This is a genomic window from uncultured Microscilla sp. (assembly GCF_947493425.1).
GTDB lineage: Bacteria > Bacteroidota > Bacteroidia > Cytophagales > Microscillaceae > Microscilla.
The window spans coordinates 47233-64340 of record NZ_CANLRP010000029.1 but is presented as its reverse complement, the minus strand read 5'-3'; the positions used below and the strand labels follow the sequence as shown (position 1 = coordinate 64340).

Annotated in this window: 11 protein-coding genes; 4 read left to right on the top strand and 7 right to left on the bottom strand. The window is 40.2% G+C overall.

All coding sequences use genetic code 11. The features are described from left to right. Positions 1–151: 151 nt before the first annotated feature. From Q0954_RS10410 to Q0954_RS10395, 4 genes are read right to left on the bottom strand one after another with little or no spacing between them, the layout of a single operon-like run. Positions 152–793, bottom strand: coding sequence for a hypothetical protein (locus Q0954_RS10410; protein ID WP_299456532.1), 642 nt, complete (start codon positions 791–793; stop codon positions 152–154). A 1-nt stretch (position 794) separates the two neighbouring features. Next, positions 795–1124 carry a MerR family transcriptional regulator gene (locus tag Q0954_RS10405; RefSeq protein ID WP_299456530.1) on the bottom strand — a complete coding sequence of 110 codons (330 nt, stop codon included), beginning with the start codon at positions 1122–1124 and terminating at the stop codon, positions 795–797. 23 nt (positions 1125–1147) lie between these two features. After that, positions 1148–1501: a MerR family transcriptional regulator gene (locus Q0954_RS10400; RefSeq protein WP_299456528.1), complete on the bottom strand. Its 354-nt coding sequence runs from the start codon at positions 1499–1501 to the stop codon at positions 1148–1150. Positions 1502–1527: 26 nt separating this feature from the next. Further along, positions 1528–2781, bottom strand: a complete 1254-nt coding sequence (locus Q0954_RS10395; protein WP_299456526.1) for a serine hydrolase — start codon at positions 2779–2781, stop codon at positions 1528–1530. 115 nt (positions 2782–2896) lie between these two features. Between Q0954_RS10395 and Q0954_RS10390 the strand changes: the two genes are divergently transcribed. Continuing rightward, on the top strand, positions 2897–5041 hold the full coding sequence (locus Q0954_RS10390; protein ID WP_299456524.1) for a hypothetical protein: 2145 nt from the start codon (positions 2897–2899) through the stop codon (positions 5039–5041). Positions 5042–5216: 175 nt separating this feature from the next. On the opposite strand, the gene Q0954_RS10385 is transcribed toward Q0954_RS10390, so the two are convergent. Together Q0954_RS10385 and Q0954_RS10380 are read right to left on the bottom strand one after the other, a co-directional pair. After that, the gene (locus tag Q0954_RS10385) at positions 5217–7076 is read right to left on the bottom strand and encodes a mechanosensitive ion channel family protein (RefSeq protein ID WP_299456521.1); all 1860 of its coding nucleotides are present in this window, start codon (positions 7074–7076) and stop codon (positions 5217–5219) included. 274 nt (positions 7077–7350) lie between these two features. After that, on the bottom strand, positions 7351–8598 hold the full coding sequence (locus Q0954_RS10380; RefSeq protein WP_299456519.1) for a hypothetical protein: 1248 nt from the start codon (positions 8596–8598) through the stop codon (positions 7351–7353). A 497-nt stretch (positions 8599–9095) separates the two neighbouring features. On the opposite strand from Q0954_RS10380, the gene Q0954_RS10375 reads away from it, so the two are divergent. Beyond that, positions 9096–10406 carry a hypothetical protein gene (locus tag Q0954_RS10375; RefSeq protein WP_299456517.1) on the top strand — a complete coding sequence of 437 codons (1311 nt, stop codon included), beginning with the start codon at positions 9096–9098 and terminating at the stop codon, positions 10404–10406. Between the two features lie 93 nt (positions 10407–10499). Further along, on the top strand, positions 10500–10931 hold the full coding sequence (locus Q0954_RS10370) for a hypothetical protein (RefSeq protein WP_299456515.1): 432 nt from the start codon (positions 10500–10502) through the stop codon (positions 10929–10931). A gap of 47 nt (positions 10932–10978) precedes the next feature. On the opposite strand, the gene Q0954_RS10365 is transcribed toward Q0954_RS10370, so the two are convergent. Then, on the bottom strand, positions 10979–12661 hold the full coding sequence (locus tag Q0954_RS10365; protein WP_299456513.1) for an AarF/ABC1/UbiB kinase family protein: 1683 nt from the start codon (positions 12659–12661) through the stop codon (positions 10979–10981). A 370-nt stretch (positions 12662–13031) separates the two neighbouring features. Here Q0954_RS10365 and Q0954_RS10360 point away from each other — a divergent pair, with 370 nt between their 5' ends. Continuing rightward, positions 13032–17105: a choice-of-anchor D domain-containing protein gene (locus Q0954_RS10360; RefSeq protein ID WP_299456511.1), complete on the top strand. Its 4074-nt coding sequence runs from the start codon at positions 13032–13034 to the stop codon at positions 17103–17105. Positions 17106–17108 lie beyond the last annotated feature (3 nt).

Sequence of the window (17108 nt, the reverse complement as noted above, 5' to 3'; positions counted from 1 at the left end):
TTAAAAATAAGCCCAAGTGCCTATTTAGGACTTGAACAAGTTTCATTTTCTGATTCCCATTTGGGCGAAACGTAAGTATTAAAGGTACTGTATCCATCTTATTTATTTTATATTGCCTTTGTATTTCTGTTTTTGACTGGCTCTACCAGTATTACCAACCAAACAAGTAGCTCAAAAGACTCATAAAAGCTGCCAACAAAGCAACGCCTCCAACAACGAAAAAAACCACCGTGCTCTCGAAATACAAAAATAAGGTAGTAATGCCAAACAATAGCACCAATAGCACTACGCCCATTATACCAACCACCGACGAGGCACAGCCTTTGCTTGCCCGTACAACTCCTATTCCCAAGGCTCCAGCAAGATTTTTAGCCTTGGGAGGTTTTTCATTGGCTCTTCTTTTTTTATCGGCAGCTATGCCCAATAATGACAACAATATCAAGATTAGATGAAAGCCTAAATTTATCAAGGTAGCCACGCCAAAAGGCACGTTAAAACGGATCAGGAGTATAAAACCAGTGGCTATAGTAGCAATGATAAGCCCACCAATGACTGACCCCAATTCTTCATCACCTTTGGCTCGGAAAGGTCGACTTTTGAACTGAGTGGCTTTGTTTTTATGCATGTTTTGGTAGTGACTGGGCGGGATTTTTTCACGCACTTGTTTTTCTATTTTTTGCAGAACCTGTCTGCCTGTTTCAGCCTGTGCTTCGGGGCGGGAGGTGTCTGATGGAGAAGGAGGTGGATCTACCCCAGGAAAAAATAATATAAAAAAAATAAATAAGGTTTTCATCTTAGTTCAGGTTGTTGCGCAAAGCTTCAAAAAACTGTTTAATGTTTTTAAGTTTTTCGGTCGCTCTCATTTTTTGTTGAATCAGGTCTACTTCTCGGTCTATAGCATTTTTTGCCACCGCAAACGTTACCCCATTTTCTTTACTAAACCTATTTATCTGCATCAAATAGGTTACTTCGTGACCAGTAAAGGTTTTGTAGCCCGTGTCTTGCACCTTAAGGTTACACTCTAGCAACCAAAAGCGCACAAGGTAATCGCTTACTTCCATTAGTTGAGCTACTTCGTTCAAAGTATACGTTCGGTCTTCTATTTTGGGAACTTTCGGAATCATTGATGAATGGCTAGGTTTGGCGATTACATTGGTTGATCGGTGAGGCTATCTCTCAGGTTTACTAAAAAAACCTTGATCTCTTGCAAGCTTTCCAGTGCTTGCATTTTTTGACGAAACTCCGCTACATCTGCCTTTTGGCGAATGCTCTCTTTGGCTCCTTCAAGAGTAAATCCTTTGGTTTTTACCAGATAATAAATCAGTTTGAGGTCTTCTATGTCTTTTTGCACAAAACGCCTTTCGCCTTTAGCGTTTTTTTGGGGTTTTAGAATGTTAAACTCTGATTCCCAAAATCTGATGAGTGAAGCATTGACCCCAAACATTTTGGCTACCTCAGAAATACTAAAAAACTGTTTCTTAATCTCATTAGATTGATCCATACACTACACAATAAATTTATAGATACTTACTTCCAGTATTTAAACTGGTTGAGGGTAGGTTTGCGGGGCTTTGCCCGCTTAAGTTCATGCTGATAAATGGTTTGCCCCAAGCGGGCTAAAAACGGAAAACCCACGGTGGTATATTCAAACTTATAATCGAACACCTGGTTTTCGTTGGTATAAATCAACGCTGACAAAAAAAACTCCACCCCATTTTTAAAGTCTACAATATAGGCTGAATCTACCAAATAACCAGCCCACCATCCTACAATATTGAAAATACGCATATTTGGGTTTACTCTCACCTTTTTGCGTCCATAGTACAAGTATTTTTTGTGGGTGTCAAAGTATTTTGGCGCACGGTAACGGGTAAGGGTGCCTTCGCGGGGATAACTACCCAAGCGCTTTTGCAAAAAACGATAATCTTTCCAGTGCAGGTCAAACCTGTAAGGGGGCGGGGCAGCTTCGGGAAACATGACTGTTTTCATGAGTTGATGTACATCTTTGAGCGAAATATAATTACTATAAGTCACATCCAGAGGGCGGCGTATCAGGTAGCCTTTTTTTAAGTAACCCCTCCCCTTTTTGAGCGTACCCCAAGGAAACCTAAACGGGGAGGGATCGTAGCGGGCAGGCTGGTAATGAATGGGTTCGAGTTGGTCATTATAAAAAATCACAGCATTGGTGTGGCGGTTGGTTACACTGTCGCACTCATCGTCAAACCTCCGCACAATGCGCATGTCAGGGTAACCGCGTTGGGCAAGGCGTTGTTGGATATATTGCGAGCCCAAATATTCAAACACCCTACTATAAGCATCGTTGTCACTTACCAACATCATTTGTTCTACATAACGCGCCAGGCAAGGGTAGTTTTGATCGTTGGGTAGGTTTCCAGGCACGTTTTTCTGGCATTTATAACTGGCTTTGGTGCCCATTCGGGTAAATTTGTCTACCCCCAGTAAATTGGTTTGATGCATTTTCTCCAGGGCAAGCAACGACAAGGGAAGTTTTACTACACTTGCCGGATTAAAGTATGCTTCGGGCTTTAGCCTATAGCTAAAATCCTGGTAAATGGGCTTGTTTTTTTTGTCACGGTTAATCTGGGTATACAAAATTTGTACTTCATACTTTGCCGGATTTTTCAATACTTTGCCAAACCAATAAGGGCGGGCTTTCAGGAGTTGCTCTATTAGGTTGGGGGGAGTTTGGGCTTGGGTTGGCGTCCCTGCAAAAACCCAGTAGAATAAAATAGTGCTATAAAAGAAATGTATTGCCTTCATAAAAGAATATTAACAGGTAAAATATGACATCAAGTTTGTCATTTTCCGACTTTTTAAGCATTTTATCATATAAAATGATGTCTATAAATATTGAATAATAAAACTACACAATACAATGGGCGAAAAATCTAAAACAATTGGCGAATATGGTGAAAAAATAGCAAATCGAAAATTTTTAGAAATTTATGGTTGGAATGGAGTAGAAAATATCCCCTTCAAATGTAAAAACAAGAAAAAACACAAGGCAGGTAAACATGGAATTGATTTTTTTACATTTCAGACAAACCATCTCATTGCTGATACAAATGAAATGCTATATATATCTGTAAAAAACACTAGTTCTTCTCAAGGACTGAAAACAAAGTTTATTAACTACGTATCAGATATTTGTAAAGCACAAGAATGTTTCGTTTTAGATACTCAGTATCAGCAAATAACCAAAAGCAATAAATCGTTACATCAACAACACCAAATTATAATTTTTTGGCTTGCCCATGATAAAGATGAGAACTTTTCTATAGTTGACTCTGTTGGAGAAAAATATAAAGACTTAAAGTTAAATTTTGATAAGATACAAGTTGTTGACAATAAACTAGCGAACTTCCACTTTTTGGTAAACACTTTTATTAAAACCTATTTCAATAATATAAATCAGGTTGAGTATTATTATCCCAATACAGGCTTAAATGATTCTATCAATGGACGCTCTGCCCTTGCAGGCTCAACCCTCCCATCTCACTTTTTAAACTCCCGAGTTTTACCTTATAAAATAACTATTAAAGATGATAAAAAAGTCTTACTACTCGCATTAAATGAAGCTTTTGAAGAGGACAGTTGTCGAAGATTAATAGGTTTAGCACAAGAAATCACACGAGGGTGGTGCAATAAAATAGTACTATGCTTCCCTAATTATAGAGAACAACACCATAAATCTATTAAAGATAGTGTATTAATGGATTTTACCGAAAAGAATTTTAACAGAATGATTGAAATAGCAAGTTTTAATCTCAGCTACAGGGATTTCGAACTACAACAGTCTCAAATATTATCTGATGTTGTAAACTCTTTAGAAGATTCTGAGCAAAGTAAACAGGACTTTAACATTGAAAAAATGTTGCCTTATGGAGATGCATTACGCCAACTATTGACTCACTCTCATATTGACAAAAATGATTTACAAAAAATTCTTAGTAGGCGTGGAGTATTTGTAAATAAGAGTTTAAACAAACAAGATTTAATTCCATTCTTAACTACAGGATTTATCAGTCCTAATGAGTTTGAGTACTTGAGAGTTAAGCATTCTGCTAAAGCAAGCTCAGAAATTATAACATCAAATAATATCATCACAAATGAAGAGGTAAATTTAACAGAAACCATAATAGATAGCAATATATCTATACCTATAAAAGATATAATTGAAAAAATTGCTCCTAATATTGCTATTGACTCTATCAAAAATTTCATACTTACAGATGATGGACGTCTAATACTTAGAATTAACACAAAAAACCGAAAGTTAACCAAAGACTGGGCATATAGTAATATTAATAACCATACAGAAATTGTTATTAACCCTGCACAAGAATATCATGGAAATAACAATACAAGAATAGATGTCGTTGCAACTTCAACAGAAAATAAAAAAATTGGAAATGAAGTTATTTTATATTTAGAGCAATACCTACAAAAAATAGGGGTATTAAAACACGATTTTGCTTTAGAAAAAGCTCTTGCAAGTGAATTTGAAAATAAAAGCAGAGCAAAATTTTTATTTAGTTTTTTTGAAATTACTGATAGAGAAAGTGATATAATTGAGTTTAAAGATGTTGAAAATATTCACTTCATTATATCCGAAAATAATAAAGATATTATACCAGAAGATTTAAAAGATTTAAAAAATAAAGTAGAGCACTCACTTTTTAGTGGACATAGCCTACAAGATATTAATTACATAAAAAATGAAAAATATCATGAACCTCTAATTTTTACAGAGATTCACGCTAAATTTCATTTTAAGATAAACAATTTAGAAGGAGAATTTGATATACAGTATGGCTTTCCTGACTTGAAAAAGAAAGAAGCAAATAAATCAGAGTTTGAATTTAAAGTTACAGATATAGTTCTTTCTCAAGAGAAAATTTTAAGTAAAAAAGAAAACCATATACTTAAATCCTCTATAAAGAATGAGTTTTTAAAAGTAAAGCAAATACTTCTTGATCGCATCGACAAAAAACATGGCAGACAACTCAAATTATTCTAATCTTTACCTTTGACACAAACCTCTAGGCTTGTGTCCATGTAGTTTCAACTTTATAATATTTTTACTAGTGATATAATAGACACATTTGTTTTGCAAAAACAGGAAGCAACATGCTTCTGTAATGATAGGCACAAGCGAAAAGTGTTTGTGCCTACTCTGTGTTTCATAAACAGACCTAATCAACTCTTTTCACCTTAATAGGAGGCGATTGGTAATCTTTGGGCAAATATTCGGCAGGGTTGGTTTGTTGCCCGCCATCGCGCACAGCGCGGTAATGTGGCGACAGTATCTCTACGCCTGCTTCGTTAAACTTGTCCTGAATGTGTTGATGTATGGCCGAATGTGCTTCTTGTATTTTGGTTGTATCACCTATATAAGCATTGACTTCATAGCTCACATAAAAATCGTCGAGGCTGGTTTGCAACACAAAGGGCGGCGGATTTTGCAAAATGTATTTGGTATTATCCGCTGCATCTATCAACAACGCGTGTACTTGTCTCCAGGGTACGTCATACCCAATGGTAATGGTAGAATGAATGAGGTATTGTTTAGACGAAGTAAAGTTGATGGTGTGCCCATTGAGAATACTAGAGTTAGGAATGGTAATCTCTTCGTTTTTCACGGTTTTAATACGGGTCACCAACAAGCTTTTTTCTATCACATCGCCCATTACATCTCCTATTTTTACTCGATCATGTTTTTGGAAAGGACGCATGTAGGTAATCACCAACCCCGCCACAATATTTGAGATGGCTGAAGATGAACCCAACGAAAACAAGACCCCAAAAAACACCGATACTCCCTTGAAAATAGGCGAGTCGGAACCTGGCAAATGAGGAAACACCAACACAAACATAAACCCGTATACAATTACCCGCACAATGTTGTAAGTAGGAGCCGCCCAATCGGCATAAAAACCATTGATGACCAACTTACCTTCGGCTACCTCATTGGCAAAGTAATGCATTGCTTTGAGCAAATAACGGGTACCTATTACAATGACAATAATCTCGAACAAGTGAGGGATGTAGTTGATAATACTGGTAACCGCCCGACGCAATGGATCGAGTATATAGCTCAGCAAGGTACTGGCAATGCCTTTGGTAGCCGGAAAAATGCTAAAAATAAGGGGCAAGGTCAGGTACAACACAATGAGTAGTGTAACCAAACGTATCGTTTTTATTACCAAAAACGCCAGCTGTAATTGTCGGTGAGGGGCAAGTACTTCATAGTTTTTGATCGTAATTCCATTGAAGTATTTTTCTCTAGCATCATACGTTTTCTTGAGGGCATACTTAAAAAACACATTCATTGCACGATACAAGACGTACACAATGACCAGGATCAATATTACCCAACCTATTTCAGCAATCCACTTGCGTACCACACTTTTTTTTCTAAAAACAATGATTTTTGGTTTGATAATCTTGAGATAGTTCTCGGCTACTTGCTGCTGACTCAGCCCTTGTAGTTTGGCTTCGTTGGCCAACACACTAAACAATACCTTGCTGCCATAGACAATGTTCCAGGTGGTTTGGCTTTTACCCACCCTGAGCGAATCAGGATTATAATTAAACCTTGCCACCAATTCGCGTAGGCGCGCTTCGGCACTACTTGCCCTGTCTTCGGCAGAGTAAGGTCCTAGGTTTTCGTATACATAAAACAAGGTATCTTTGTCGAGTACCACCGGGCGGGCACTTGCCTTAAGGTAAGTCAAGTCTGCTTCTTTGGTAAGCGTATCGGCAAGCGCCTTGATCGAATCCGACTTTGCGCTTAGCCGCTTACGTTCCTCTTTGTTGCCCGAACTAATACTTGCCTTACTCAATGAGTCGGCCACTTGCTTAAGCGAATCAATTTCTACCTCCATTCGCTTTTTTACCGAGTCGGCTTTCGCTTTTTTGTTTTGAATCAGGGAGTCTTCTTTAGTTTTGGTCAAAGAGTCCAACTTTACCACTGAGTCTATCTTTTGCTGTGCCAGCCCAACTGAGGTAGCCAACAACAGCCACGCCAGTACTTGTAGGATAGTTTTGCTCATAATTTTTGATGCATTCATAATAAGTCTTATGTAATCAACCTGTTTAGACAAGCTAATGCACTCAGACGTGTAAATACAGTAAAAGTTTAATGGTTGTGATGAAAAAATATCTTTAGTGATCTTTCATAAATAATTTGAGCCATTAAAGTGTATCTATTGCCCTCATTCTTCTCAAAAAAAAAGCCTCATAGCTTTGGCTATGCACCGTTTTTTTTGAATCGTCTGAGAACAATATATTTTCATAAATTGGCACATCTTATTTTTTCCAGATCACTTATTCAAACAATGATTTCTCTCTGGCAAGCATCAGGTTTGAAGTGCCCTTTTTGTATTGGTAGCCAATACCAAAAGGCAACGGACGCACTTTTTCGCCACTCAGGGGTTCATAGGCAGACTTTAGCTCAGGTTGGGTATAGTTGGCAAACAAAGCTATAGGGCCTATGTATTTGCCATAAAAAGTAAGTGCCCACTTGTTGTCTTCTATCATATACTTGGCCGGGATGCCCGAATCGTCTTGAAGCAAGTAACTTGTTTTGCGTAAAATAGTGCGTCGAATGATGCTGAAGTAGGGTTTGTACATCAGATAAGAAGCAGATTTGAGAAAAGTAGCATTGATGCTTAGCCCGTTCAAAAAATTCATTAAATCTTCGCGTTGGCTCAAACCTGGCATTCCATCATAGTCTTTGTCGGCAAGGTTGGCACTAAAGTAATACAGTGTGCGCTTGGTGTTATCGTCTTTTGCCTGGTATACCAGTTTGTTGCCATAAACAGTAGTGTCCTGATCAGGGTTGGAGGCTTTTACTTCGCTGGCGCTGATAATGTGACCATTTTTACTCAGGGCTACTTTTTCATAGTCCAGTATTTTGTGATGGGTGCGTGCCATAAAAAATAAAATAGTGGGCAAGGTTCCATCAAGGCGTTTGTCGGCTTTGCCACTAAACACATACGCCATTTCTTTGGTCTTAAAAAAACTAAAATTTAATACGCTACTCAACGAAGCAGCCAGGTTGTTGAAATAGTTTTGAGGTTTTTCTTTCGCTATTTGCTCGCCTTGGGGCAACGACCCAATTGGCTCTAAACCCATCATGACAGTTTTTTCGGCTTTTGGAAAAAACACCCACGCGTGCAAAAAATCGGCGCCGCTAAAAGGGTAAAGCAAAGTGCCTCCGTTTTTATTGGCTTTTCGCAATTCTTGTTTCTGCCAATCTATCATTACAGGCAGTTTTTCGTCTGTCACCTTTTTCCATAAGGCGGTGGTATATTTAGCATAATTGTCCCAGGCTTTATCTTTTTCATATTGAGCGTACTTGCTGCCTGGTTTGCCCTTTAACCCTGCTATATAACGCGCCAAATCGTTGTATACCCTTGGGTCTGTTTTGGGCTTTTGGGGTGTACGTTCATTTTCTACCGATGTGATGATAGTAGTGGTATCTTCGGTATTGCCTTTTTTTGTGCTTGAGCCACAACTTGCCAAACTACACATCCACACAACAAGTGATAGTAAAGTAAAAGTTTTTCTCATAAAGGATTCGCTTTAGTTAGTAACGTGTTCAAAATAAGTTTCTGTTTTTTAGGGTAAATACGCACGACTGACTGAGGCATTTTTTGCGCTCGTAGCAGCGCTACGGGCAATAAAAATAACGAAAGGCAGTAAAGCGGATTTATTCTAAACCGGACAGCTTCAAAGTCCCGGTTTCTTATCGGGGTTATTGTTGAGGGCTACGCCCGAAATCCCGTTTACGGGGCGAACACGTTACTAAGTATTCGGAAAGTTAAAAATTTGCCCCTAAAATGAAAAGCAAAGCTTCAATACTTAAGCACTTTTTTAAATGATAACCCCAAGTAAAAAAAGCATCTGTAACATGCCAGCCTTAAGGCTATTCATCTAATGTAAAGTACTGAATGTAAGACTTAAACACAGATTTAGGCACAAGCCAGATGATAAATTTGCAGACAAGCTTAAGTTTCATAGCTTTACGGGTTCTAATTGCTTTTGTAGAATCATCAAAAAAAACTGAAATGACTCGATCAAAAAAAGGTTACTACACCACTTTTTTGTTTTTTCTAATGTTACAGCTTTCCGGGATTGCCTTTGCCCAAAACCCATTGCTGGACGATGGCAAAATTAAGTTTCGTTTAAATAAGGATGGCTCACACTATGTCAGGCTTACTTTTTTGAACCAGGTATGGGTACGTTACAACGAAAACAACCCTGGCACCACCAGTGGCATTACCGAACCCAACACGTTTGACATTGGCTTGCGTCGAACCCGTTTACAATTGTTTGGACAAATAACTGATCAGGTGTTTTTTTACACCCAGTTTGGGCAAAACAACTTTAGCTACCAAGGCCCTCGTAAATCAGGGGCGTTTTTTCATGATGCCCTCATGGAATACCACACAAACCGGGCGTTTCACTTGGGTATGGGGCTTACTGCCTGGAACGGTTTTGCCCGGTATGCCTCGCCCAGCATTGGTAGCTTACTAGCACTGGATACGCCCCTTTTCCAGCAATCTACGGCTGATCAAACCGACCAGTTTTTGCGAAAGCTAAGCATTTATGCCAAGGGGCAAATAGGCAAAATAGACTATCGGGTAGCCCTGAGTAAGCCATTGGCAGTGTATGATGCTCCCACTACTGCTACCAACTTTAGCGCCGACCCACCCCAGGTACAAAGCCAGGCGTATGTAAAGTACCAATTGATGGAACATGAGTCTAATCGTACCCCTTATAATACTGGAAGCTATTTGGGCACAAAAAAAGTATTTACTATTGGTGGAGGCATCATTTATCAACCCAACGCTATGTGGCGCCTCACCAATAATGCATCGGATACCATTCGCCAAGACCTGACACTATGGGCAGTAGATGCATTTTTTGACTATCCGTTGAGCAAACAAGGTAATGCAATCACGGCTTATGCCGGATTTTTTAGTACTGATATGGGCTTCAACTATTTCCGCAATGTAGGCGTTATGAACCCCGCCACCGGAACCAACACCTCTATCAATGGCTCGGGCAATGGTTTTCCTATGATAGGTTCGGGCAATACGGTGTATTCACAAGTAGGGTACTTGTTTGCCAAAGACTTGTTGGGCAAGTATGGCACCCTCCAGCCATTTGGTGTATTACAATACTCTAACTATGACGCCTTTAAAGATGCAGTAATAATGTGGGAGTTGGGCGCCAACTGGTTGATAAGCGGACACAAGTCGAAAGTGTCGGCAGTTTACCAAAACCGCCCCATATTTACCACCAATAACGCTGGAGAATCCGTAAATACAGAAAGCAAAGGGATGTGGGTACTTCAGTATCAGGTTAATTTTTAGGGAGTAACAACCTGTATTTACATTGATTAACCTCTAATAGCAATAAACAACCATTTGTAACTCAAACCTTGCAACCTTAAACAAATTACAATTATGAAACAATTTTCCAAAATATTACTCATTGCATTTTTTATGGGCGGCATGATGGTCACCACTACTACTTCTTTTGCCCAAGTAAGTTGGAAAAAACCTTTGCATTTTTTGTATAAAGGTACTATGAAAATTGGCCAGAAAACCCGATCCATCACCATGGGGTTTTATTGGGACGATAACGATGGCAGTGTGGCAGGTGAATACTATTATGGCTCAGGCAAAAATGGCACAATTAGCTTTGTAGGAAGCTACGACCACCCTACAAAAAAAATGACGGTGAATGAATATGTAATTCAAAACGGTAGCCGAAAATTTACTGGTTCGTTTAGTGGCCTGAGCGCCAAGGGTTGGTACAAAGGGGTTTGGTCTAACTCGAATGGGGTAAAAATGCATAGTTTTGCCCTAAAGCTTGCCAAAGTATATAAAAAATAATCGTGATTGAACCCTGGCAATGAAGTCGTTATTTGTCAGGGTTTTATCTAAAGCTCCTCCTCTTTGGGCTTGCGTTTACGCACCATTCGCCACAAAACCATACTTAATAAAGTAGCCAGTCCAAAACCAATGAGACTCACCAAAGGCATTCCATAAGGTGCAGGCATTTTTTTACCAAAATTCACCGTCATAACAATAGAAGACGAAAGCATCAAAGCACAAATCAACAAGGTAAGTACCAACCGATTGGTAATAGAGTCGGCTTTATTGAGAAAAAGCTGCGGGTTTTGAATGTCATAATTGATATGTATTTTACCCGATCGCAATTGTTTAAGAATGTAGCGGGCTTCGGTAGGAAATACATACAAAAGAGAAAGCAACTGAGAGAAGCTGGTTTGGGCGCTGGTGCGAATGTTTTTGAAAGAAAACTGCTCGGCAAGTAACTTGGTACCATAGGGTTTGATAAACTCCAGGGTTTGAAAATTGGGGTGTAACACCGTGCCTATGCCCTCTAATATAGCCAAGGCTCTCAGTATTAGAAATACCGACCCAGGTACCGACAGTTTATATTTATAAATTACCTGTTGAAAACGTCCCGAAAATGCCGAAATCGTAGAATCTTCATCGGGCAAGGCAAAGTAGTAATCAATCAATTCTTGTATGTCTTGCTGAAACAGCTGTAAATCAACTATTTCACTGCCTATAGCAAGTTTCTGAATATTGGTAGCCATTGCGTGGGCATTTTGCTGCGCCAAACCAATGAGCATTCCGGCAAAACCCACTTTATGGTCTTGGGTAAGCCTGCCCACCATTCCAAAATCAATGAGTACTACTACCCCATTGGGTCGAATGATGATATTGCCAGGGTGTGGGTCAGCGTGAAATATCCCCGTCTGAAATATTTGAGTAAGGTAAACATCTATCCCATTTTCGGCTACTTTTTCGGGCACCAGTCCCCAAGCTTCCAGCTGTGGTATATCGGTAATTTTGCACCCACTGATAAACTCAATGACCAGTACTTTTTTTGTAGAATATTGGCTGTAGGGTTTGGGTATATAAAAACTGTGGTAACTGCGGTATATCTTACGAAACTGCTCCATATTGCCCAGTTCGTTAGAGTAATCCAGTTCGCTTTCAATGGCTTCGCGGAAAGTTTCTACTACTTCCAGTGGGTTCAGTATGCCTAATCGTTTGAAGTAGTTTTCGCTCATTTTCACAAAGTCACGCAAGAGCGCCAAATCAGTTCTTACCCGATTGATAATGTTGGGACGCTGTACTTTTACTACTACATTCTCTCCGGTTTTGAGGCGGGCACGATGCACTTGCCCAATCGAAGCTGATCCGAGGGTTTGGTGGTCGAAATAAGAAAAAACCTCTTCTAAAGGTTTATTCAATTCTTCTTCTACCATTTTTTTGGCAACCTCTACATCAAAAGGAGGCACTTTGTCTTGTAGTTTTTCAAACTCGGTGATAAGTTCGGCGGGCAAAACATCGGGGCGGTTGCTCAACAGTTGAGCAAGTTTGATAAACGTAGGGCCTAGCTCTTCTACCACCATGCGTATGCGTTCCCACTTGGAGTAAGAAGCCATAGAACCTTCAGAAGGTTCTTTTCCTGTAGCGACCAGCTTACCAAGCGCAGTACTATCTATCACATCTGTAAATCCATACTTTACTAAAGTTTGGACAATTTTACCAACCCTTGCAATTTTTTTCGTTTTAACAAAACGCATAAGTAGCCTTTATTCGATATTTTTTAGAGGTCAATAATACCAAGAATCGAAAGATTTACAAAAGTATCAGGAGTATTTATACCTGTTGGCAAAAAGTGTTGGTACAATTTCAATATTTATTTTGAATTCTAAGCTACCAAATTCTACACCTGCATTACGCTCATTGGCAAACCCACAAATAGGCAACACAGCCTATCAATTTCTTCATAAATTAGGCTTTGTGTTGTATTTTTGTATAACTATCCTACGCTATCAACGTCTGAAATAATAAGATGGCGTATAATTGCCCCAAACATCCAGAATCATTGCACTATTCAATATTATCAAACACATTTAATAATACTATTTCATTCAAAAAATGAAACACTCAATGTTCAACACTCTCATCAGTAAACTTCCATATTATTTTTATCAATGTATCGCTACACTGGCGATAGTAAGTGCATTGACTGCTCCTACACAGTCTCAAAACTTTGTGCAGGTATTTAAAGGGGTAGCCAACCAACGCTTTGCCAGCGACCAGTTAGGTAACTCGGTCAGTGTTTCCGGTAACTTTGCTGTAGTAGGTGCCCAACTGGAAGATGAAGACGAAAACGATACTAATTCGCTGGACAACTCTGGAGCAGTGTATATATTCAAAAAACAAGGTACTGGAACCTGGACATTTCATCAAAAAATAGTAGCTCCCTCTCCCCACCGCATAGCTAATGCCCAATTTGGAAGCGCAGTCAGCATTTCGGACGATTACTTGATTGTAGGGGCAGCATTAGACAACTCAAACAAAGGAGCAGCTTATGTTTTTGAGTATGACACCGGATCAGATAAATGGAATCTAAAAGAGAGGCTGATTGCCAGTGATGGGGGCGCCTCTGATTTGTTTGGTTTTTCGGTGGGTATTACCAGTGATGGTTATGCTGTAGTAGGGGCTAACAACCACAACAGCAACGCAGGAGCCACCTATGTGTTTGAGCGAAACCTTTCCACTACTGTATGGGAAGAAAAAGACAAGATAGTAGCAAGTGACAACATCTCTGGTGACAGGTTTGGTTATTCGGTAGCCATACACAAAGAACGTTTAATAGTGGGGGCACCTTTTAAAAATGGAGGCGCAGGAAAAGCATACATTTTTGAACGCCTTGGAGGAGGAGGATGGGAAGAAAAAGCCGCCGTCACTGCCCAGGCAGGTGACCAGGATTCTAACGACCAGTTTGGTTTTTCGGTAGCTATAGACAATGACATAGCAGTAGTAGGCGCTCACAACGACGACCAAGATGCCCTGGGGGGCAACCTTTTAGACAATGCTGGAGCAGCTTATGTATTTAAACGTGAAACTGGAGGCATTTGGAATTATGAAGCCAAGCTAGTGGCAAGAGAGCGTAAAGTACAAGACAATTTTGGCTGTGCCGTGGGAGTTTCTGGCAATAATATTATAGTAGGTGCCCAAAAAGAAGATGAGGACGCAAACAATGAAGGTAATTTAAATGATGCAGGAGCCGCCTATATTTTTCATTTAGACGCTGTGGGAACCTGGGTACAAACAAAAAAAATAGTAGCAAAAGACCGACAGGCAAATGCAGCGTTTGGTAACTCGGTAGCTATAGATGATGACAATGCCATAGTAGGCGCCTCTACCGAAACTAAAGATGCCAATGGTAACACTCCCATCACCGAAGCAGGCGCGGCTTATGCTTTTCAAAACAATGCTACTTTCAACGGAGGGCTTTCGTTTGACGGGCTCGATGATCACATAATACTTTCTAATGAAGCCAACTTTGACTTTACCGATGAGCTGACAATGGAGTGCTGGGTAAGACTCGACAACCCTTTGACTACTGGCGAAGCCAAAGGTATTATCACCAAAGGAGACGATGCCTGGGAGCTCAACCTCAAAGAAGATGGAGGCAGTGCCAGAGCATCATTTTTGTACCAAGGGGGTGAATTGACTGCGTCTGGCAGTGTAGACTTCAACGATGGTAAGTGGCACCACATAGCCGTTGTATTTGATGGTAGGCCAACTCTTATAAAAAACCTACGACTATACATCGATGGTACTCTAGATAACAGTGTAAATTTGTCTAGCAATATCACCACAAATGACGACCCAGTGTGGATTGGGGGGAATATAGACAAAGGTTCCGCGTATTTGAACGGGGCAATAAGCAATGTAAAAATTTGGAAAATTATCAGAAGCGATACAGAGATTAATACTTTTCACGATTGTAAGCTGGCTAGCCCTCTACCTTCATGCCTCATTGCTTATTATAAGTTGAACGAGGGATTGCCTTATGGCAATAATATCACTATTACCCAAGTAACCGACGCCACGGGAAATAATCATGGAACCTTAGGCGCCTTTCTATTAAACGGGCTTGCTTCTAACTTTATAGACGCTGATCCAGCCAACCAACGCACCAATGTGTGTAGTACAATCTCGCCTGCAGCCTTAGAAGTGTTGGGCAACGGAATTGCCATAAACAATGGAGGCAGCATAAGCCCCTCCAACAACACCGATGTAGGACCCATACCTGCCAATCAAACGCTTACTTTGGCTTATACCATAAAAAATACGGGAACTGGTACACTTAACATCTCTGATGTATTAGCTGAAAACAATGACGACTATACCTTGGCTACATTCACTGCTACGCTGCTTCCTCCGGGCGAAACCACTACTTTTCAATTATCTATCAATAAACCTACAGGTGAATACAGCAACAATATCACTATACTTACCAACGACTGTAACCAGAGCACCTTTGTTTTTCCGCTTAAAGTTACGGTAATCGAACTTCCAGAAATAGATATACAAGACAGTGGTTCAAGTATCGCCAGTGGTGGCTCAGTCAATTTTGGAATACAGGCCATTAACAAAGCTTCGCCAAAAACATTGGCCATTCTAAATGTTTCTTCTGGTGCTGCGCTTATCCTCCAGGGCGACCCAGTAGTAAACATTTCGGGCAGTAGTGATTTTAAAGTAAGTAATCAACCAGCAGTAGGTAGCACTGTAGCAGCACTAGGTAACACCTCTTTTACCATAGAATATACCCCTACTTCGGTGGGCAACCATACCGCTACGATTACTATTGCAAGTAATGATTTTGACGAAGGAACTTATACTATCACCCTTACGGGGCAAGGTGCCGAACCCGAAATCAATGTACAGGATCAGTTTAGCACTGACAAACCCAACAACAGCACGGTAAATATGGGCAGCTATACCTTGGGTACCAATGCCCTTCAACAAACGCTCACCATTCAAAACACGGGACCTGTGCCACTTACTTTGACCGAACAACCCACCATATCATCGGGTAACACCAATTTTAGCATCAGCAGTTCATTATCTAGCCTTGAGGTTCCGGTGGGAGGTGCTGCTACCATTCAGGTAAACTTCAGGCCTACCACCACTGGTAGCAAAACTGGTACTTTGACCATTCGTAGCAACGACTCTGATGAAGGAACTTATACCATTAACCTTACAGGAACAGCTGCTGCACCTGCCACGCCCGAAATAGCTGTGTTGTATGATGGCAAAGAAATACTCCCAGGCGAAACTATCGAGATTGATACTACTGCGGCATTGAATGTACGTGGTGTAGAGTTGTACATTAAGAACCAAGGACAAGCAAACCTAACCCTTAACGGAAGCCCTTTGGCAAGTTTGATTGGTGCTGATGCCAGCGAGTTTAATCTTGACTTATCTGCGACTGCCTCTGTTGTCAATAGTGAAGACTCTACGCTTATAAAGGTAAACTTTGCTCCTGTAAGTACTAGTTTAGGTTCCAAAACCGCTCAAGTGACCATTGGCAGTAACGACTCGGACGAAGCCACTTATACCATTAACTTAAAGAGTGTTTCGGTGAAACCACCCAGTTCGCCTACTGATGTAAACATTACTCCAGTAATATTGCCTGCTACCACTACCAACACTACCCGTAATGCTCTCACCATTAATTGGGCTACACCAAGTGACATTAGCAACGTGAAAGGTTTTAGGATAAAGCGATCGGACGGAAATACAGATAACTTTCAAGAAATTGCCGATATCAATGATCTGACAGTAATCACTTACCAAGACTCTGATCTTAAAGAAGGAATTCAATATTATTATAGGGTATTTTCTTATAACAGGTACGGAGAGTCGGAACCAGGAGAATTGCAAAGCCTGGTATATGTGGGCACGCCAGAAGATCAAAAACTTGCCAGTCAAACTGTAGTCTACCCTAACCCAGCCACTGATCAGGTAAGGATTGATTTGCCTGCCAAACAATCACAAAAAATATTGGTAAAACTATACAACACCACCGGAAAACAGATAAAAACCCAGACATTTGCCGCTGGTACTACGCCAACCTTGTCGGTAAAGGGCTTGCCTGCGGGTAAATATATGTTACAAATCAAATTGGGTACAGTGCTGATTTACAAATCTTTGATAAAGCAGTAAATC